Annotated in this window: 22 protein-coding genes; 11 read left to right on the top strand and 11 right to left on the bottom strand. The window is 54.5% G+C overall.

What is annotated here, in order from left to right; genetic code table 11:
• Positions 1 to 74: 74 nt before the first annotated feature.
• From sitD to GPJ68_RS19470, 4 genes are read right to left on the bottom strand one after another with little or no spacing between them, the layout of a single operon-like run.
• Positions 75 to 926, bottom strand: coding sequence for an iron/manganese ABC transporter permease subunit SitD (gene sitD, locus GPJ68_RS19485; RefSeq protein ID WP_016154200.1), 852 nt, complete (start codon positions 924 to 926; stop codon positions 75 to 77).
• A complete protein-coding gene (gene sitC, locus GPJ68_RS19480; protein WP_016154199.1) occupies positions 923 to 1,780 on the bottom strand; it encodes an iron/manganese ABC transporter permease subunit SitC in 858 nt (285 codons plus the stop codon). Before sitC ends, sitD begins: the two co-directional genes overlap by 4 nt.
• Before the next feature lie 2 nt (positions 1,781 to 1,782).
• A complete protein-coding gene (gene sitB, locus GPJ68_RS19475; RefSeq protein WP_019077551.1) occupies positions 1,783 to 2,598 on the bottom strand; it encodes an iron/manganese ABC transporter ATP-binding protein SitB in 816 nt (271 codons plus the stop codon).
• Positions 2,595 to 3,512 carry a metal ABC transporter substrate-binding protein gene (locus tag GPJ68_RS19470; protein WP_019077550.1) on the bottom strand — a complete coding sequence of 306 codons (918 nt, stop codon included), beginning with the start codon at positions 3,510 to 3,512 and terminating at the stop codon, positions 2,595 to 2,597. The genes sitB and GPJ68_RS19470 overlap by 4 nt, the downstream gene beginning before the upstream one ends.
• Before the next feature lie 188 nt (positions 3,513 to 3,700).
• Between GPJ68_RS19470 and GPJ68_RS19465 the strand changes: the two genes are divergently transcribed.
• Complete coding sequence (locus GPJ68_RS19465) at positions 3,701 to 4,045, top strand: nitrous oxide-stimulated promoter family protein (protein WP_003825888.1); 345 nt, start codon at positions 3,701 to 3,703, stop codon at positions 4,043 to 4,045.
• Between the two features lie 106 nt (positions 4,046 to 4,151).
• Here GPJ68_RS19465 and flhA read toward each other — a convergent pair whose 3' ends face one another.
• From flhA to hypA, 6 genes are all read right to left on the bottom strand, one after another.
• Positions 4,152 to 6,230: a formate hydrogenlyase transcriptional activator FlhA gene (gene flhA / locus GPJ68_RS19460; RefSeq protein WP_180836943.1), complete on the bottom strand. Its 2,079-nt coding sequence runs from the start codon at positions 6,228 to 6,230 to the stop codon at positions 4,152 to 4,154.
• A 206-nt stretch (positions 6,231 to 6,436) separates the two neighbouring features.
• Positions 6,437 to 7,447, bottom strand: coding sequence for a hydrogenase maturation carbamoyl dehydratase HypE (gene hypE / locus GPJ68_RS19455; RefSeq protein WP_016154194.1), 1,011 nt, complete (start codon positions 7,445 to 7,447; stop codon positions 6,437 to 6,439).
• Positions 7,444 to 8,565 (bottom strand): hydrogenase formation protein HypD, encoded by a 1,122-nt coding sequence (hypD, locus tag GPJ68_RS19450; protein ID WP_019077547.1) that lies wholly within the window; start codon positions 8,563 to 8,565, stop codon positions 7,444 to 7,446. The genes hypE and hypD overlap by 4 nt, the downstream gene beginning before the upstream one ends.
• The gene (gene hypC, locus GPJ68_RS19445; RefSeq protein WP_003037411.1) at positions 8,565 to 8,837 is read right to left on the bottom strand and encodes a hydrogenase 3 maturation protein HypC; all 273 of its coding nucleotides are present in this window, start codon (positions 8,835 to 8,837) and stop codon (positions 8,565 to 8,567) included. Before hypC ends, hypD begins: the two co-directional genes overlap by 1 nt.
• Positions 8,828 to 9,700, bottom strand: coding sequence for a hydrogenase nickel incorporation protein HypB (hypB, locus tag GPJ68_RS19440; protein ID WP_016154192.1), 873 nt, complete (start codon positions 9,698 to 9,700; stop codon positions 8,828 to 8,830). Before hypB ends, hypC begins: the two co-directional genes overlap by 10 nt.
• A 52-nt stretch (positions 9,701 to 9,752) precedes the next feature.
• A complete protein-coding gene (hypA, locus tag GPJ68_RS19435) occupies positions 9,753 to 10,124 on the bottom strand; it encodes a hydrogenase maturation nickel metallochaperone HypA (RefSeq protein WP_019077546.1) in 372 nt (123 codons plus the stop codon).
• Positions 10,125 to 10,322: 198 nt separating this feature from the next.
• On the opposite strand from hypA, the gene hycA reads away from it, so the two are divergent.
• The 9 genes from hycA (at position 10,323) to hycI (ending at position 18,200) form a co-directional block, all read left to right on the top strand.
• Positions 10,323 to 10,781 (top strand): formate hydrogenlyase regulator HycA, encoded by a 459-nt coding sequence (gene hycA, locus GPJ68_RS19430; RefSeq protein ID WP_016154190.1) that lies wholly within the window; start codon positions 10,323 to 10,325, stop codon positions 10,779 to 10,781.
• A 142-nt stretch (positions 10,782 to 10,923) separates the two neighbouring features.
• Positions 10,924 to 11,535: a formate hydrogenlyase subunit HycB gene (gene hycB, locus GPJ68_RS19425; RefSeq protein WP_016154189.1), complete on the top strand. Its 612-nt coding sequence runs from the start codon at positions 10,924 to 10,926 to the stop codon at positions 11,533 to 11,535.
• Entirely contained in the window at positions 11,532 to 13,358 is a 1,827-nt protein-coding gene (gene hycC, locus GPJ68_RS19420) for a formate hydrogenlyase subunit 3 (protein ID WP_149381269.1), read from the top strand. Before hycB ends, hycC begins: the two co-directional genes overlap by 4 nt.
• A 2-nt stretch (positions 13,359 to 13,360) precedes the next feature.
• A complete protein-coding gene (locus tag GPJ68_RS19415) occupies positions 13,361 to 14,284 on the top strand; it encodes a respiratory chain complex I subunit 1 family protein (RefSeq protein WP_046274832.1) in 924 nt (307 codons plus the stop codon).
• Positions 14,285 to 14,301: 17 nt separating this feature from the next.
• Positions 14,302 to 16,011 carry a formate hydrogenlyase subunit HycE gene (gene hycE / locus GPJ68_RS19410; protein WP_016154186.1) on the top strand — a complete coding sequence of 570 codons (1,710 nt, stop codon included), beginning with the start codon at positions 14,302 to 14,304 and terminating at the stop codon, positions 16,009 to 16,011.
• Between the two features lie 9 nt (positions 16,012 to 16,020).
• The gene (hycF, locus tag GPJ68_RS19405) at positions 16,021 to 16,563 is read left to right on the top strand and encodes a formate hydrogenlyase subunit HycF (protein WP_016154185.1); all 543 of its coding nucleotides are present in this window, start codon (positions 16,021 to 16,023) and stop codon (positions 16,561 to 16,563) included.
• Complete coding sequence (gene hycG / locus GPJ68_RS19400) at positions 16,563 to 17,330, top strand: formate hydrogenlyase subunit HycG (protein ID WP_016154184.1); 768 nt, start codon at positions 16,563 to 16,565, stop codon at positions 17,328 to 17,330. The genes hycF and hycG overlap by 1 nt, the downstream gene beginning before the upstream one ends.
• Positions 17,327 to 17,737 (top strand): formate hydrogenlyase maturation HycH family protein, encoded by a 411-nt coding sequence (locus tag GPJ68_RS19395; protein WP_003037385.1) that lies wholly within the window; start codon positions 17,327 to 17,329, stop codon positions 17,735 to 17,737. The genes hycG and GPJ68_RS19395 overlap by 4 nt, the downstream gene beginning before the upstream one ends.
• On the top strand, positions 17,730 to 18,200 hold the full coding sequence (hycI, locus tag GPJ68_RS19390) for a hydrogenase maturation peptidase HycI (RefSeq protein ID WP_016154183.1): 471 nt from the start codon (positions 17,730 to 17,732) through the stop codon (positions 18,198 to 18,200). The genes GPJ68_RS19395 and hycI overlap by 8 nt, the downstream gene beginning before the upstream one ends.
• 74 nt (positions 18,201 to 18,274) lie before the next feature.
• On the opposite strand, the gene GPJ68_RS19385 is transcribed toward hycI, so the two are convergent.
• Complete coding sequence (locus tag GPJ68_RS19385; RefSeq protein WP_016154182.1) at positions 18,275 to 18,514, bottom strand: SymE family type I addiction module toxin; 240 nt, start codon at positions 18,512 to 18,514, stop codon at positions 18,275 to 18,277.
• A 271-nt stretch (positions 18,515 to 18,785) separates the two neighbouring features.
• Between GPJ68_RS19385 and GPJ68_RS19380 the strand changes: the two genes are divergently transcribed.
• Entirely contained in the window at positions 18,786 to 19,250 is a 465-nt protein-coding gene (locus GPJ68_RS19380) for an OB-fold putative lipoprotein (protein WP_016157319.1), read from the top strand.
• The last annotated feature ends 62 nt before the right edge of the window (positions 19,251 to 19,312 follow it).

Genomic DNA, 19,312 nt, shown 5'->3' with positions numbered 1-19,312 from the left:
TGCTGTAATCTGCCGATAATATAACCTCCTGGCGGAGGCTATATTAATATCAAGAACATTAGCAGACCCATAATTTACGGATCCTGTAGCTGAAGCTGATTCTCTAAACGCCGATCGCGCAGGGTTGCATAAATAAAGGTAATCACAAACAGCAGGGAAAATAGTACGACGATGGTGGGAGCCGGCGCGCTGTCGATGAAAAATGACAGGTACACGCCCATAAATGAGGTAATGACCGACATCGCCACCGCCAGCCATAAGGCGTGGGAAAATTTCCGCGTCATTAAAATCGCGATGGCGCCAGGTGCAATCAGTAATGAAATTGACAAAATAATCCCTACCGATTTTAGCGTGGCGACAATCGTCAGGGCGATCATGCACAACAGGCCGTAATGCAGCAGTGCGGTGTTAAGCCCACTGGCCTTTGCCTGATGTGGGTCGAACGCATGCAGTAGCAAATCTTTCCATTTAAGTCCGATGATAAGCGCGATCCCCAGAGTAATAACCGCGGTTTGCATGATATCGCTTAACGATACGCCCAGCATGTCGCCGAACAGAATATGATCGAGATGGACTTCTGACTGGATAGAGACGTACAGCACCAGACCCGCACCAAACATCCCGGAGAAAACAATACCCATGATGGTGTCGCGCTTGATGCGGCTGTTATCGTCGAGGTATCCGGTCGCCACCGCGCAGAACAGACCGGCGATAAACGCGCCAATTGCCAGCGGGATGCCCGCAATCCACGCCAGTACAATCCCTGGGAATACCGCATGACTCATGGCATCGCCCATCAGCGCCCAGCCTTTGAGTACTAAAAATACCGACAGCAGCGCGCAGGGCACAGCGACGATGGTAGAGATGACCAGCGCATTAACCATAAAGCTAAACTGAAAAGGTTCCAGCAGCGTTGTTAAGATCATACTTGCTCCTTGTTCACCAGACGGGCGCGGCGGCGATTTGCCAGCAGACCGTGTTTTGGTGCGAAGACAAATGCCAGCAGGAACAGCAGCGTTTGCAGAACGACGATAATTCCGCCGGTTGCACCGTCCAGCCAGTAGCTTAGCCAGGCGCCAAAAAAGCTGGTCAGGCTGCCGAGCGCCACGGCGATGGTGAGCAGGCGAGGAAAACGATCGGTCAGCAGCCAGGCCGTCGCACCGGGCGTAACCACCAGGCAAATCACCAGAAAGGCGCCGACGGTTTGCAGTGCGGCGATCGTGGAAACGGAGAGCAGCGTAAAAAACAACAGCTTCAGCCGACCCGGATTCAGACCGATAGACCGCGCGTGGTTTTCATCAAAAAAGACCACCATCAGATCTTTCCACTTCAAAAACAGAATGGTCAGCGAAACCACGCCGATGATCGCCAGTTGCAGAATATCTTCCGGCGCAATCGCCAGGATGTTACCCAGAATAATGGTCTGGATGTTCACCGACATCGGATTAAGCGACACCATAAACAGCCCTATACCGAAAAAGGACGAAAAAATCAGCCCGATAATGGCATCTTCCTTCAGGCGTGAACGCTGATTGAGAAACAGCATGCTGCCCGCCGCCAGTCCACCGGAAAGAAATGCGCCCAGCGCGAAGGGAAGCCCTAACATATAGGCTCCGGCCACGCCTGGAACGATCGAGTGCGACAGCGCATCGCCAATCAGCGACCAGCCTTTGAGCATCAGATAGCAGGAGAGAAATGCGCACAGGCCGCCGACCATCGCCGAAACCCACATGGCGTTGAGCATGTACTGGTAGCCAAACGGCTCCGTCAGCCAGTTCATGATTACTCCCCCTCGCTTGCCGCGCGCCGCGAAATAAACGGACGTTCATCATCGGTAATCACGTGTTGTTCACCGCCGCTCAGCGCGACGTGACGCAGAACGCCGCTGAATGCCAGCTCGAGATTCTCGTGGGTAAACGTGGTTTCGGTTGGCCCACTTGCCAGCACCGTGCCCTTAATCATCACCGTGTAATCGCAAAATTCGGTGACGGATCCCAGATTATGGGTAGAGACCAGCATGGTCCGGCCTTCATCACGCAGTTCACGCAGCAGATCGATGATCCGAGCCTCGGTTTTCACATCCACGCCGGTGAAGGGTTCATCCAGTAAAATAACCTGCCCGTCCTGTGCGATGGCTCTTGCCAGAAAAACGCGTTTTTTCTGCCCGCCGGACAGTTCACCTATCTGGCGATGGCGATAGTCCAGCATATCTACCCGCGCCAGCGCCGCATCCACGCAGTCGTGGTCGATCTGTTTTGGTCGACGCAGCCAACCCATATGGCCAAAGCGGCCCATCATCACTACATCTTCCACCAGTACCGGAAACGACCAGTCCACCTCTTCTGACTGGGGGACATAGGCGATAAGATTCTGTTTGAGCGCCTTATTAACCGGTTGTTGCAGAATAGATATTTCCCCTTTCGCCAACCGGACAAAACCCATCAGCGCTTTAAAAAGCGTTGATTTTCCCGAACCGTTTACGCCGACCAGAGCGGCAATTGAGCCGCCCGGAACCTGAAAAGTGGCATCCCGCAGCGCGGTGTGGCCGTTGCGATACGTCACCGTAACCTGATTCACGGTAATCGCAGATTGACTCATTTTTGGCTCCTTAACCCGTCGTTGATGCCGCTGACGATGGTTTCTGTCGTCACGCGCAGTAAATCCAGATAGGTCGGTACCGGACCATCGGCAGCGCTGAGCGAATCGACATACAGCACGCCGCCGTAATACGCGCCAGACTCGCGGGCGACCTGACGCGCAGGTTTGTCGGACACGGTGCTTTCGCTAAATACGGTAGGGATTTGATGTTTTCTGATCGCATCGATCACTTTGCGTACCTGCTTGGGCGTGCCTTGCTGATCGGCATTGATCGGCCACAGATACAGCTCTTTCAGGCCGTTATCACGCGCGAGGTAAGAGAATGCGCCTTCGCTGGTGACCAGCCAGCGTTTATCAGCAGGGAGCTTCGCCAGTTCTGCATGCAGTGGCGCCAGAGTCTGCTGGATTTTCGCTTTATAATTCTCCGCATTTTTCTGGTAGGTTGCGGCATGGTCGGGATCGTATTTCATCAGCGCATCGCGAATGTTATCCACGTAGATAAGCGCGTTCTCCGCTGACATCCAGGCATGCGGATTCGGTTTGCCGTTGTACGGCCCTTCGCTGATACCCATTGGCTGCACGCCGTTTGAAACCATGACCTCCGGTACGCCGGACAAATTTTGATAGAAGCGGGCAAACCATAGTTCGAGGTTAAGGCCGTTGGAGAGAATAAGCTGTGCGCCCTGCGCCCGTTTAATATCCCCCGGTGTGGGTTGATATTCGTGAATTTCTGCCCCGGGTTTGGTGATGGAACTGACGTCCGCCGCGTCACCTGCCACGTTGCTTGCCATATCGGCAATCACCGTAAAGGTGGTTATCACTTTGAACTTTTCTTTCGCCCAGGCAGGTGACAGCGTAAGCGCCGTTAACACGCTGGCAAGGAGAAATGACTTCAGATGGGGCAGATGCGGCATAGTATCCCTCACAACAAAGTGGTTAATTTATCATCGAATATAGCCTTTGCTATGTTATATAGCACATGGCATAAACAAATGAAAATAATTCTTATTTGCGTAGGGTGCTAAGGAATGTATCACCGGCAGGGAATAGTCCTGCGCTTAGTTAAGGTGTATTATTTATGCAACTTAATTGTGGAGGCATCATGTCCGGCAAACGTATTGCACGTGAGAAAATGACGATCCAGAGAATGATCTCGCTGTATGAGAGCCAGTGTCCGCAGGCTTCAGATGAACCGGGGCATTACGATGCGTTGTTTGCCTATGCGCAAAAGCGCCTGGATAAGTGCGTATTTGGTGAGGAAAAACCGGCCTGCAAACAGTGTCCGGTGCACTGTTACCAGCCCGCTAAACGCGAAGAGATGAAGCAAATTATGCGTTGGGCTGGACCCAGAATGCTCTGGCGTCATCCGATCCTGACCGTGCGTCATCTGATTGATGACAAACGTCCGGTGCCGGAGTTACCCGAGAAATACCAGCGGAAGAAGTGATTTAGCAATTCTATGCCGGATGGCGGCTGCGCCTTATCCGGCCGACAAAGACAAACGCACCAGTGGCGTAGGCCCGATAAGCGTAGCGCTATCGGGCAATAATCCGTTAAACCAGTGCGTCCTTATCAATGCCCAGGCGCTTCATGCGCGAGAGTAACGTTGTGCGTTTCAACCCCAGTCTTTGTGCCGCGCCTTTAGGACCGGCGACAACGCCATTGGTTTCTTTCAGAACGCGCATTATCAACTGGTATTCATCTTCGCCATCCTGCGCAACTTCGGTGGCCACCGGCGGCGTAGACGGCGCCATAGCGATTACATCCGGCAGGGACAGTTGCAGCACGTTGCCCCGGGTGAGCAGAACCGCGCGTTCTACGACGTTTTCCAGCTCGCGCACGTTACCCGGCCATTCCATGTTGCTCAGCGTACGCAGGGCTTCGGCGGGAATGCTGTCGATATTGCGCCCCATCCGGCGGGCAATTTTGAAGGTGAAGGCTTTCACCAGCAGCGGAATATCTTCCGGGCGCTCGCGCAGCGGCGGCAGATGGATCGGGAAGACGTTCAGTCGATAGTAGAGATCGTTACGAAACTCGCGATCGGCGACCATCTTTTTCAGATCGCGGTTAGTGGCAGCGATCAAGCGAACGTCGGTCTGGATCAGCTTATTGCTGCCCAGACGTTCAAACTCCTGCTCCTGCAGAACGCGCAGCAGCTTGGGCTGAAGCTCCAGCGGCATGTCGCCAACTTCATCGAGAAATAACGAACTTTTGTCCGCCAGTTCAAAGCGTCCAATCCGCTGCGTGCTGGCCCCGGTAAATGCGCCACGCTCATGGCCAAACAGATCGCTTTCCAGCAATCCGGCAGGCATTGCCGCGCAGTTCATTTTCACCATCCGACGGGCGTTACGTCCGCTCAGGTTGTGAATTGCTCGTGCAATCAGCTCCTTACCCGTCCCGTTTTCACCAAGAATCAGGACAGTGCTGTCGCTTTGCGCCACCATTTCGACCTGTTTGAGTACGCTGTACATCGCTTCGCTGCGGCCAATGATTTCTCCGAACTCACTCTCCACGTTGTTGAGTTGTTCAGTCAGCGCCAGGTTTTCATCGACCAGCCGCTCCTTCAGGCGGTGGATCTCCTGGTAGGCGAGAGCGTTATCCACGGCGATCGCCACGCGTTCTGCGATTTGGCGCAGCAGTTTGAGATTGGCGGTGGTGAATACTTTCTCTTCACATTGCGCCAGCTTAAGTACGCCGAGCATATTATTGCCGGACATCAGCGGCAGCAGGCACAGAGTCTGTAGCTGGTTGCCCCAGGTTTCGAACAACATTCTTTCGTAAGGGGCCAGGGTATCGCGTTCGCTCAGGTTAATCAGCAGCATCTCTTTACTTTTGAAGACCCGTTCAGAGAGCGTGCCGGCTTCGTCCACTTCACTTTGTTCGTGTGCCGGATGATGTTCATCCAGATAGTGAGTGGAATAAATGCTGAGCTTGTTTTTGCGATCGCTGCGTAACACGATGCTGATGGCATCAATGTCGAAGTAGTGATGGATCTCTTTGGCGACTTCGCTGACCAGCTCATCAATATCCAGACGTGAGAGCACAGCATTGGTGATGGCGACCAGGATGCGAAAGTTATCACGCTCACGGCACAGGAGATCGTAATCGACATTGTTGCTGACCCGGCTTTGAATTTGTTCAGCAACGACGCCGACTATTTGGGTGAAGGTCTGCAGCCGGTTGTACTCTTTTTCACTCCACGGTTGGTCTTCGTTACGGATAAATTCGCAACCGCCAAAGATTCGTCCATCTGCCGCCAGCGGCAGCAGGCAGTAGTGACCAAATTTAGAATACAGTCCGCCAGAGGCCAACTGTGGCCAGGTTTCGCTAAACTCGTGATAGTTGCAGTGCAGCGCATCGGGGCGAGACAAAATACGGCGTACCGGGCCATGCGCCAGCACCGTTTCGTCTTCATAATCGATGGGGTTACCATTTTCACGCGTCGCAAAATAACGCGCACGCTGCGTTTGTGCCTGCCATAAGACAATAGCCGCGCAGTCGGCCAGCGCTGAACGCTTGACCAGTTGCGAAAGCGCCTCGCTGAGAGACGGCAGGTCGGGCTGCTGTAATAATGTACGAGTAATATCGAACAGGCCTTGCTGTCCGAGGTCACTCATCGGTGTATACGACATATTGCTTTTCCAGGAAAAGCACCGCAGAACGGTGCGAAAACGGTAAATGAATTATAGGTATAAGTCGTAAATTATTGCCGGACTGGTCCCGCTACTCGAACCGTAGACCCGATCGGCAAAACGCCATCAGGTGATAATGCAGCGTTAAGGCCGGATGTCGACGCAAATGCGTCTTACCCGGCCTACAGCTTGCTGCCAACCGGCTGTTAGCATATACGAGGTAATGGTTCGGCGTGTGGTAAATCGAGAGTGCGTTTCACGCCGTAGAGTCCGGCAAGACGCACACCTTTGCGTTCTACCACTTCACCAATCATTGCGGCATCGCGTCCTAACGGATGTGCGCGCAGCGCGGCAAGCACCGTTTCAGCAGCCTGACGCTCAACGGCAATCACCAGCTTGCCTTCGTTAGCAAAGTTAAGCGCATCCAGACCCAGCAGTTCGCAAACGCCACGCACCGCGGGCTTCACGGGCAGGGCCGCTTCAGACAGCTCAATACCAAACCCGCATGAGGCGGCAAATTCATGCGTTACCGCATTTACGCCGCCACGGGTCGCGTCACGCAGCGCCTTCACGCCGGGAATATCACGCAGCGTCTGGATAAGCGGTGTCAATACCGCGCAGTCGCTGACCAGTTCGCCATCAAGACCCAGCTGTTCGCGCAGGTTAAGGATAGTTGCGCCGTGATCGCCAAGCGTACCGCTGACCAGCAGCACATCGCCTGGGCCGAGGGTCTGTGCGCCCCAGTGAATGTTGGCGGGGATCGCCCCCATTCCGGCCGTGTTGATGAACAGCTTGTCTGCAGCGCCGCGCTGCACGACTTTGGTATCGCCGGTCACGATGGCGATGCCTGCTTCACGCGCGGTCGCCGCCATACTGTTGACGACGGTTTTCAACGTCTCCATCGGCAAACCCTCTTCGAGGATAAAACCGCAGGAGAGGTAGCGAGGGATCGCGCCGCTGACCGCCACGTCGTTAGCCGTACCGCAGATGGCCAGCTTGCCGATATTGCCACCCGGGAAGAACAACGGATCGATAACATAGCTGTCGGTTGAAAACGCCAGACGATCGCCTTCTGCAACCAGTTGCGCCAGGTCCAGACGGGCCTGATCTTCTTGTTCCGCCAGCCACGGATTAGCAAAAGCTTCCATAAACAGATTGTTGATCAACTGCTGCATAGCCTGACCGCCGCTACCGTGGGCGAGTTGTACGCTGTTCATGCTTCACACTCCTGCTGACGATACTGATACCAGGCGGCACATGCGCCTTCTGAGGAGACCATAAGGGCGCCAAACGCGGTCTCCGGGTTACAGGTTTTGCCAAATAGCGGGCACTGATGCGGTTTGCATCTGCCGGTCAATACCTCGCCGCAACGCGCGCGCGGATCGTCATACACCTGCTGCGGCGCTGGCTGGAAATGCGCTTCGGCATCAAAGCGCTGATAGTCTGGCGTCAGGTGAACGCCAGAGGATTCAATGACGCCCAGACCGCGCCATTCGCTATCGCCATTGACGCAGAATACTTCGGCGATGGCCTGTTGCGCTAACAGGTTACCGGCGTCCGGCACCACGCGGCGATACTGGTTTTCAACCTGGCTATGCGCGGCAATCTTCTGTTCAATCAACATCACCACGCCCTGCAACAGATCGAGCGGTTCGAAACCGGCGACCACCAACGGACGATGGAAATCTGAAGCAATGAAATTATAGGCATCGGTGCCAATCACCATGCTGACATGGCCCGGCGCTAAGAAGGCGTCGATGCCGTTGTCCGGCTGTTCCAGCAGGCTGCGCAGCGTAGGGATAAGCGTGATGTGCTGGCAGAAAAAGTAAAAGTTCTGCACGTCACGCTGTTTTGCCTGCTGAAGGGTGATGGCGGTGGTTGGCATTGTGGTTTCAAAACCCAGGCCAAAGAACACAACCTTACGCGTTGGGTTTTCCTGCGCCAGCTTCAGCGCATCCATCGGTGAATAGACGATGCGGATATCCGCGCCGCGCGCTTTGGCTTGTAGCAAAGAACCTTGTTTACCCGGAACGCGCATCGCATCGCCAAAGGTGCAAAAAATCACTTCCGGATGGCTCGCGATTTCCACACAGCTGTCGATTCTGCCCATCGGCAGAACGCAAACCGGGCAGCCCGGGCCATGAATAAACTCGACGTTGTCGGGCAACAATTGGTCGAGACCGAACTTGAAGATAGCGTGGGTATGACCACCACACACTTCCATGATGCGCAGCGGACGTTCAGCAGTGTAGGGGAGGTGTGCGGCACGTTCACACAGGTGCTCTATCAACTGCATCACCTGTTCTGGTGCGCGGTATTCGTCAACAAAACGCATTATTTTTCCTCGCCATACAACAACGCGCCGACATCCGGCTCAACGTCAAACATGTTTTGCAGCGCGTCGAGCGTGTCGCGCGCTTCAGCTTCATTAATGATGCTCATGGCAAAGCCGACGTGGACCAGTACCCACTGGCCCAGACGGGGTTGACCGTGTTCATCGCAGCTTCCGACCAGCGTCAGGTCGACGTCACGCTGAATACCGCAAACGTCGACTTTGGCCTGGTTGCCATCAATGGTGCGGATTTGACCCGGAACACCTATGCACATCGCTGCGTCTCCAGCCAGGAGAGCCATTGGTCCATGCCTTCGCCACTGGTGGCGGAAATCAGGATAATCTCAATTTCCGGGTTCACTTCCCGGGCGCTGGCGATGCACTTTTCTACGTCAAAATTGAGGTACGGCAGTAGGTCTACTTTGTTGAGCAGCATCAGCGACGCGGCGGCAAACATATGCGGGTATTTCAGCGGCTTGTCTTCGCCTTCGGTGACGGAAAGCACCGCCACTTTATGGCGTTCTCCGAGGTCGAAGCTGGCCGGGCAAACCAGGTTCCCGACGTTTTCAATGAACAGGATGCCGTTGTCTTCAAGCGGCAAACGTGGCGCGGCGTCAGCAATCATTTGTGCGTCAAGGTGGCAACCTTTACCGGTGTTGACCTGGATGGCGGGCGTACCTGTGGCGCGAATACGGGCGGCATCGTTAACTGTCTGCTGGTCGCCTTCAATGACGGCGCAAGGCACGCTGTCTTTGAGCTTCATCAGCGTTTCGGTCAGCAGCGTGGTTTTACCGGAGCCTGGGCTTGAGACAAGGTTTAATACCAGATGTTGACGGGCAGCAAAGCGGGCGCGGTTGCGCTCGGCCAGACGGTTGTTTTTATCCAGCACGTCAATTTCCACTTCCAGCATCCGGCGCTGACTCATGCCTGGTGCGTGGGTGCCTGCTTCACCGTGACCGTAATGCAAATCGCCTTCTTCAGTCTGGCTCGGTGTGAAACTGGAGGTCTTCACCCCGGTAATATTCAGCGCCGGACGAGCCGCTGGGGCAAATGGCGCGCTGCGAAACGCCGAGTGGGGATTATGCTCATCACCCTCTATATAAAGGTTGCCTTCAGCGCAACCACATGTCGTACACATCGCTCACTCCTGATTTATTACTTGCGATACTTCAGTTGCCGGATGATGACGCTTAGGCGTCGGCATCCGACGCTGGAGTTTCATCTATTTCAATACGTCGAATCTGTAAGCCGTCATCGGCCACAATTCTCAGCATATCGCTGTTGCATTGCGGACATCTGCGCACGCGTTGCGTCAGTAAGGTGACGTATTGCTGACAAGATTCGCACCAACATTCGGCTTCTTGTTCTTCGAGGTGGAGTTTACAACCTTCTGCAAGGGTCCCGCGGCATACCAGATCAAAACAAAAGGCGAGAGCGCTGGTTTCTACGCAAGAAAATGCGCCAATTTTGAGCCAGACCCCAGTTACTCGTTGAGCACCGTATTGCGTGGCCTGTTGTTCAATCAATTCCAGTGCCCGTTGGCAGAGGGTTATTTCGTGCATACCGCCTCCTATGAAGTTGCCGTATTAAAAGCAATAAACATGCCAGCTTGAATTTTTTCTATCGTGACAATGACGACGATGACGAAATGACATGTCGTCACCGCTCTTTGATTTTTTATCTATATGAAAATCAAGGTTTTTAATTTTGGCATGAAATGTGCTTAAAGCTGTTCATCTCTGCTAAACGGGTAACCTGACATGACTATTTGGGAAATAAGCGAAAAAGCCGATTACATCGCTGAACGGCATCGTCGCCTACAGGACCAGTGGCGTATTTACTGCAACTCGCTGGTTCAGGGGATCACCCTGTCAAAAGCGCGTTTGCATCATGCAATGAGCTGCGCACCGGACAAGGATCTCTGCTTCGTCCTTTTTGAACACTTCACTATCTACGTCACGCTGGCGGACGGCTTTAACAGCCACACCATCGAGTACTACGTTGAAACGAAAGACGGTGATGATAAGCAACTGATTGCACAGGCTGAGTTGACCATCGACGGTAAAGTCGATGAGCGTATCAGCAACCGCGATCGCGAGCAGGTGCTGGAACACTATCTCGAAAAAATCGCCACCGTCTACGACAGCCTCTATACCGCGGTTGAAAACAATATGCCGGTGAATTTAAGCCAGCTGATTGAGGGGCATAGCCCGGCTTAAGCCTTGGGTGCTGCCCACTTTTGTCATGATGCACTTTCATACTGCGTCACGACGTTTAGGGAATGGGCATGTCGAAAAATGTCGAAATGACATTTTCCAGACATGTTTTCGTCAAAAATGACTATCACCTGAGGAATGCCTGGTGAATCGTTTTGTAATTGCTGACTCCACTCTTTGCATCGGCTGCCACACCTGTGAAGCCGCCTGCTCAGAGACACATCGCCAGCATGGCCTGCAGTCAATGCCGCGCCTGAAAGTGATGTTAAATGAAAAAGAATCCGCCCCGCAGCTTTGCCACCATTGCGAAGATGCGCCTTGCGCCACCGTTTGTCCGGTTAATGCGATTAATCGCGTTGATGGTGCCGTGCAGCTGAATGAAAGCCTGTGTGTAAGCTGCAAACTGTGCGGGATCGCCTGTCCGTTTGGCGCGATTGAGTTTTCCGGTAGCCGTCCGCTGCATATCCCGGCAAACGCCAATACACCAAAAGCGCCTCCGGCTCCGCCAGCGCCTGCCCGCGTGAGCACGTTGCTGGACTGGGTTCCGGGTATTCGTGCCATCGCGGTGAAATGCGATCTGTGCAGTTTTGACGAGCTTGGTCCGGCCTGCGTACGCATGTGCCCGACCAAAGCCCTGCACCTGGTGAGTAACGTGGATATTGCCCGCGCCAGCAAACGTAAGCGTGAGCTGACTTTCAATACCGATTTCGGCGATCTCACCTTGTTTCAGCAGGCTCAGAGTGGGGATGCAAAATGAGCGCAATTTCACTGATTAACAGCGGCGTGGCCTGGTTTACGGCGGCTGCGGTTCTGGCATTTCTGTTTTCATTTCACAAACCGCTGAGCGGCTGGATTGCCGGGGTTGGCGGTGCGGTTGGCAGCCTGTGTACGGCGGCTGCGGGTTTCACCGTACTGACTAATGCCCTGGCTTTAAGCGGTGTGATGCCGTTTATTGGTCACAGTGTGCAAATTACCCCGTTGAACGCTATCTGGCTGATTACGCTGGGCCTGTGCGGCCTGTTTGTCAGCCTGTACAACATTGACTGGCATCGTCATCCGCAGGTAAAAGCCAACGGGCTGCTGGTGAATCTGCTGATGGCCGCGGCGGTATGTGCGGTGGTTGCCAGCAACCTCGGAACGCTGGTGGTGATGGCGGAAATCATGGCGCTGTGTGCCGTGTTCCTCACCGGCTGCAGCAAAGAGGGCAAACTGTGGTTTGCGCTGGGCCGTGTCGGCACGCTGCTGCTGGCTATTGCCTGCTACCTGGTGTGGCAACGCTACGGCACCCTGGAGCTGCGCCTGCTTGACCTGCGCACTCAGGAGCTGCCGCTCGGGTCTGATATCTGGCTGCTGGGCGTGGCGGGTTTTGGCCTGCTGGCCGGGATTATTCCGCTGCACGGATGGGTACCACAGGCACACGCCAACGCCAGCGCACCGGCTGCGGCGCTGTTCTCTACCGTCGTCATGAAGGTGGGTCTGCTGGGTATTCTCTCCCTGTCGCTGCTGGGCGGTAACGCGCCGCTGTGGTGGGGCATTACGCTGCTGGTGCTGGGAATGATCACCGCGTTTGTCGGCGGTTTGTATGCGCTGATGGAGCACAACATTCAGCGTCTGCTGGCATACCACACGCTGGAAAACATCGGCATTATTCTGCTGGGTCTGGGCGCTGGCGTAACCGGAATTTCCCTGAATCAACCTGCGCTGATTGCGCTGGGTTTGACCGGCGGTCTGTACCACCTGGTAAACCACAGCCTGTTCAAAAGCGTTCTGTTCCTGGGCGCAGGCAGCATCTGGTTCCGTACCGGTCATCGTGATATCGAAAAACTGGGCGGTATCGGTAAACGTATGCCGGTTATCTCTCTGGCGATGCTGGTTGGCCTGATGGCGATGGCCGCACTGCCGCCGCTGAACGGTTTTGCCGGTGAGTGGGTTATCTACCAGTCCTTCTTTAAGCTTGGCAACAGCGGCGCGTTTGTCGGTCGTCTGTTAGGACCGTTGCTGGCGGTAGGACTGGCGATTACCGGCGCGCTGGCGGTGATGTGTATGGCGAAAGTCTATGGCGTTACGTTCCTTGGCGCACCGCGCACGAAGGAAGCTGAAAATGCCTGCTGCGCGCCAATCCTGATGGGCGTTAGCGTAGTCGCGTTGGCTATCTGCTGCGTGATTGGGGGCGTTGCTGCGCCGTGGCTGCTGCCGATGATCTCCGCTGCCGTTCCGCTGCCGCTGGAAACCGCGAAAACCACCGTTTCTCAGCCAATGATCACGCTGCTGCTGATCGCATGTCCGCTGCTGCCGTTCATCATCATGGCGATTTTCAAAGGCAACCGTCTGCCATCGCGTTCACGCGGTGCGGCATGGGTGTGTGGTTACGATCACGAGCAGTCAATGGTCATTACCGCACACGGTTTTGCCATGCCGGTGAAAGAAGCCTTTGCACCGGTACTCAAACTGCGCAAATGGCTGAATCCGGTATCACTGGTTCCGGGCTGGCAGAATGCGGCTGCACCGGTGCTGTTCCGTCGCCTGGCGCTGATTGAGCTGGCGGTACTGGTGGTTATTGTGGTTTCACGAGGAGCCTGAGAATGAGTGTTTTATATCCGTTAATTCAGGCGCTGGTGCTGTTTGCCGTTGCGCCGCTGCTGTCCGGTATTACCCGCGTGGCACGTGCGCGTTTGCACAATCGCCGCGGTCCGGGCGTTTTGCAGGAATACCGCGACATTATCAAACTGCTGGGCCGTCAGAGCATTGCGCCTGCGGATTCCAGCTGGGTTTTCCGCCTGACGCCGTTTGTGATGGTGGGTGTGATGCTGACTATCGCCACCGCGTTGCCGGTAGTGACCGTTGGCTCACCACTGCCGCAACTGGGCGATCTGATCACCTTAATTTACCTGTTCGCCATCGCTCGCTTCTTCTTCTCTATCGCGGGCCTGGATACCGGTAGCCCGTTTACCGCTATTGGCGCCAGCCGCGAAGCGATGCTCGGCGTGCTGGTTGAACCTATCCTGCTGCTGGGTCTGTGGGTAGCGGCGCAGGTTGCTGGCTCAACGCATATCAGCAATATCGCCGATACCATTTATCACTGGCCTGCTGCACGCAGCATTCCGTTGATTCTGGCGCTGTGCGCCTGTGCTTTCGCCACCTTTATCGAAATGGGCAAACTGCCGTTCGATCTGGCAGAGGCAGAGCAGGAGCTGCAGGAAGGTCCATTGACCGAATACAGCGGCAGCGGTTTTGCGGTGCTGAAATGGGGCATTAGCCTTAAGCAACTGGTCGTTCTGCAAATGTTCGTTGGCGTGTTCCTGCCGTGGGGACAGATGGAAACCTTCACCTCGGGTGGGCTGCTACTGGCGCTGGTGATTGCCGTCGTCAAACTGGTTCTCGGCGTGCTGGTCATCGCCCTGTTCGAAAACAGCATGGCGCGTCTGCGTTTTTGCGCCACTTCACGCGTGACCTGGGCCGGTTTTGGGTTTGCGTTTTTAGCGTTCGTCTCCTTGCTGGTGGCGTGATTTAAGAGAGTTTGAGCATGTCTGAAGAAAAATTAGGTCAACAATATCTCGCGGCGCTGCACCAGGCCTTCCCGGGCGTCGTGCTGGATGAAGCCTGGCAGACCAAAGATCAGCTGACGATCACCGTCAAGGTGAACTACCTGCCGGAAGTGGTGGAGTTCCTGTACTACAAACAGGGTGGCTGGTTGTCCGTGCTGTTTGGTAACGACGAACGTCAGCTGTGCGGTCATTATGCCGTGTACTACGTGCTGTCGATGGAGCAGGGTACCAAGTGCTGGATTACCGTGCGCGTTGAAGTCGATGCCAATAAGCTGGAGTTCCCGTCCGTCACGCCGCGCGTGCCTGCTGCGGTCTGGGGCGAGCGCGAAGTGCGCGATATGTACGGTTTGATCCCGGTTGGTTTGCCCGATGAGCGTCGTCTGGTACTGCCGGATGACTGGCCGGACGAACTCTACCCGCTGCGTAAAGACAGCATGGATTATCGCCAGCGCCCCGCGCCGACTACCGATGCTGAAACCTACGAGTTCATCAACGAACTGGGCGACAAGAAAAACAACGTGGTGCCGATTGGCCCATTGCACGTCACCTCTGATGAACCCGGTCACTTCCGTCTGTTTGTTGACGGCGAGAACATCATCGACGCCGACTACCGTCTGTTCTATGTCCACCGCGGCATGGAGAAGCTGGCGGAAACCCGCATGGGTTACAACGAAGTGACCTTCTTGTCCGACCGCGTGTGCGGCATTTGCGGCTTTGCGCACAGCACCGCCTATACCACCTCCGTCGAGAACGCGATGGGCATCGTCGTGCCGGAACGTGCGCAGATGATCCGCGCCATTCTGCTGGAAGTTGAACGCCTGCACTCGCACCTGCTGAACCTCGGCCTGGCCTGTCACTTTACCGGTTTTGACTCCGGCTTTATGCAGTTCTTCCGCGTGCGTGAAACCTCCATGAAGATGGCGGAGATCCTCACCGGGGCACGTAAAACTTACGGTCTGAACCTGATCGGCGGTATTCGTCGTGATCTGCTGAAAGAGGATATGATCCAGACCCGTCAACTGGCGCAGCAGATGCGTCGTGACGTGCAGGAACTGGTCGATATGCTGCTCAGCACGCCGAACATGGAACAGCGTACCGTAGGTATTGGTCGTCTTGATCCGGAAATTGCCCGTGATTTCAGTAACGTCGGCCCGATGGTACGCGCCAGCGGCCATGCGCGTGACACCCGCGCCGATCACCCGTTTGTGGGCTATGGTCTGCTGCCGATGGAAGTTCACAGTGAGCAGGGTTGCGACGTTATTTCTCGTCTGAAAGTCCGTATCAATGAAGTCTACACCGCACTGAATATGATCGACTTTGGTCTGGACAACCTGCCAGGCGGCCCGCTGGCTGTGGAAGGTTTTACCTACATTCCACACCGCTTTGCGCTGGGCTTTGCTGAAGCGCCGCGCGGGGATGACATCCACTGGAGTATGACTGGCGACAACCAGAAACTGTATCGCTGGCGCTGTCGCGCGGCGACTTACGCCAACTGGCCGACGCTGCGCTACATGCTGCGTGGCAACACCGTTTCCGATGCCCCGCTGATTATCGGTAGCCTCGATCCTTGCTACTCCTGTACCGACCGTATGACTGTGGTCGATGTGCGTAAGAAGAAGAGCAAAGTCGTGCCGTACAAAGAACTTGAGCGCTACAGCATCGAGCGTAAAAACTCGCCGCTGAAATAAGGAATCGCCATGTTTACCTTTATCAAAAAAGTCATCAAAACCGGGGCGCCGACGTCGTCGTATCCGCTGGAGCCGATTGCGGTCGATAAAAACTTCCGTGGCAAACCGGAACACAATCCGCAGCAGTGCATTGGCTGTGCGGCCTGTGTGAATGCGTGCCCGTCAAACGCGCTGACGGTAGAAACCGATCTGGTTACCCATGAGCTGGCGTGGCAGTTCAATCTCGGCCGTTGCATCTTCTGCGCCCGCTGCGAAGAAGTCTGCCCGACGGCGGCAATCAAGCTGTCGCAGGAGTATGAACTGGCGGTGTGGAAGAAAGAGGATTTCCTGCAGCAGTCCCGCTTTGCGCTGTGTAATTGTCGCGTATGTAACCGCCCGTTTGCGGTACAAAAAGAGATCGATTACGCCATTGCGCTACTTAAGCACAACGGCGACAGCCGTGCGGAAAACCACCGTGAAAGCTTTGAGACCTGCCCGGATTGTAAGCGCCAGAAATGCCTGGTGCCGTCTGACCGTATTGAACTGACTCGCCATATGAAAGAGGCCAGCTGATGAGCAATTTATTAGGCCCACGTGACGCCAACGGTATTCCGGTACCGATGACGGTGGATGAATCCATTGCCAGCATGAAAGCATCGCTGCTTAAAAGCATCAAGCGTTCAGCGTACGTTTACCGTGTGGACTGCGGCGGCTGCAACGGCTGTGAAATCGAAATCTTCGCTACGCTTTCTCCGCTGTTTGATGCCGAACGTTTTGGTATCAAAGTTGTACCATCACCGCGCCATGCGGATATCCTGCTGTTTACCGGCGCGGTAACGCGTGCCATGCGCTCTCCGGCGCTGCGCGCCTGGCAGTCTGCGCCAGATCCGAAAATTTGTATCTCTTACGGTGCCTGCGGTAACAGCGGCGGTATCTTCCACGACTTATACTGCGTATGGGGCGGCACGGATAAAATCGTACCGGTGGATGTGTATATTCCTGGCTGTCCGCCAACGCCTGCGGCTACGCTATACGGTTTTGCAATGGCGCTGGGTCTGCTGGAACAAAAAATTCACGCGCGTGCGCCAGGTGAACTGGACGCACAACCGGCTGAAATTCTGCATCCGGACATGGTTCAGCCGCTGCGCGTGAAGGTGGATCGTGAAGCACGCCGTCTGGCGGGCTACCGCTACGGTCGCCAGATTGCTGATGACTATATGACACAGTTAGGGCAGGGTGAGCATCAGGTGGCGCGCTGGCTGGAAGCGGAAAACGATCCGCGTCTGACCGAGATCGTCACGCATCTTAATCATGTTGTCGAAGAGGCGCGTATCCGATGAGTGAAACGGTGGTGTTCAGTCAACTGAGCCGTAAGTTTATTGATGAGAACGATGCAACGCCCGCTGAGGCGCAGCAGGTTGTCTATTACAGCCTGGCGATTGGTCACCACCTTGGGATCATCGATTGCCTGGAAGCGGCGTTAACCTGTCCGTGGGATGAATATCTGGCGTGGATTGCCACGCTTGCCGAAGGCAGTGAAGCACGCCGGAAAATGGAAGGCGTGCCGAAGTACGGCGAGATCGTCATCGATTTCAACCATGTGCAGATGCTGGCTCGCGCGTTCGATGATGCGCGTGCCGTGCAGACCCCGCAGCAGCAGGAGTGGAGCAAGCTGATGCTTAGCATGCTTCACGATATCCACCAGGAAAGCGCCATCTATCTGATGGTGAGGAGACATCGTGACTGACGTTTTATTATGTGTGGGTAACAGCATGATGGGCGATGACGGCGCGGGGCCGCTGTTGGCCGAAATGTGTGCTGCAAATCCTCAAGGTCAATGGGTTGTCATCGACGGCGGAAGCGCGCCGGAAAACGACATCGTCGCCATCCGCGAGTTGCGCCCGCAGCGTCTGTTGATTGTGGATGCCACCGATATGGGGCTAAATCCGGGTGAAATCCGCATTATCGATCCTGATGATATTGCCGAGATGTTCATGATGACCACCCACAACATGCCGCTGAACTACCTGGTCGATCAGCTGAAAGACGACGTTGGCGAGGTGATTTTCCTTGGCATTCAGCCGGATATTGTCGGTTTTTACTACCCGATGACACAGCCGATCAAAGATGCGGTAGATACCGTCTATCAGCGATTAGCCGGGTGGGAAGGACACGGTGGGTTCGCTGAATTAGAGGCACCGGAAGCCTGAGCCTGAGGGCACTGAATACCGGATGGTGTGTCGCATTACCACCATCCGGATAACGTCGACACCCTCGAAACAGACTATTCACCTGCTTGTTCAATAATTAATTTCCCCTGCGTAACCGATACTTTTACCGACGTGCCCGTTGGGAACCCCGCCTGTTCCAGCCAGTCTCCGTTCATCGTGAGTGAAGCATGGCGGCTTATACGTCGTGTAAAACCGGTTTTGCGATCTTCATGCCGTACTCTGACATAGCTGACTTTAAAATGACGTAATGGCTTGTTGATAACCGCTTCGGCATTGCCATTTTTACCAGACATAAACACTCCCTTGTTACAAATAAAGAGATGGAAAACTACTGAATAAAATGCCAGTAAAAAGGCGGGAGGGCAAACCCGAAACTGGAAGGCAGATCCAGAAAATAGAATGCAAATAATGAAAAAGATGAGAAGTTGATAATAGTTGGGGGGGAATATTCTCTTCTTTTACTAATACGGGAGTTATATTATATTTCGGCGTTGTTCAGGGAGGTTATATACTCGAATTATTTAGAGTTTGAATATATGGGAAATTAATATACAGGAGTTATTTATGCGTTCAGGTATTCGTTTGGTAAATTTAATTATTATTTCCTCTCTTCTTAGCGGGTGCGAGACGGCGGCTGACGCGTTCTTCTCTGCGGGAGACCGATTATTTCAACCGGGGGAGTCATCAGCTGCGTCAATGCCAACCTTGTCCGTCGCTGATTTTGTCGCGCCCTATACCTTAAATCCTGTTAAAGCCAATAAGGACTATCTTGGTGAATGGGTGAAGCTGCGGGGCGTGGTCATTGATATTCGTAAGGTTAATGGTATTTCCAATGCTTATTCTTATCTTGTCAGCCTGAAAGACGAAAATAATAAAACGAACAACGTGATTCAGTTCCAGTTTGGCTCCCATAATAGTACGAATGTTGAGTCATTACAGATTGGCCGGAGCGCGACAATTATTGGTCAGGTCCACGCGTTGGGCGAAGCGCCTTTGCCGCTGCTGCAAAATCCTAAAGTTGTACAATAAAAATGATAACAGACAGCGGGTATATATATTCTGAATAATACGTGTTGCCGGATGGCGGCGTC

The sequence above is a fragment of the Citrobacter sp. 172116965 genome (genome assembly GCF_013458095.1).
Taxonomy (GTDB): domain Bacteria; phylum Pseudomonadota; class Gammaproteobacteria; order Enterobacterales; family Enterobacteriaceae; genus Citrobacter; species Citrobacter braakii.
This window is presented reverse-complemented; position numbering and strand designations above follow the sequence as displayed.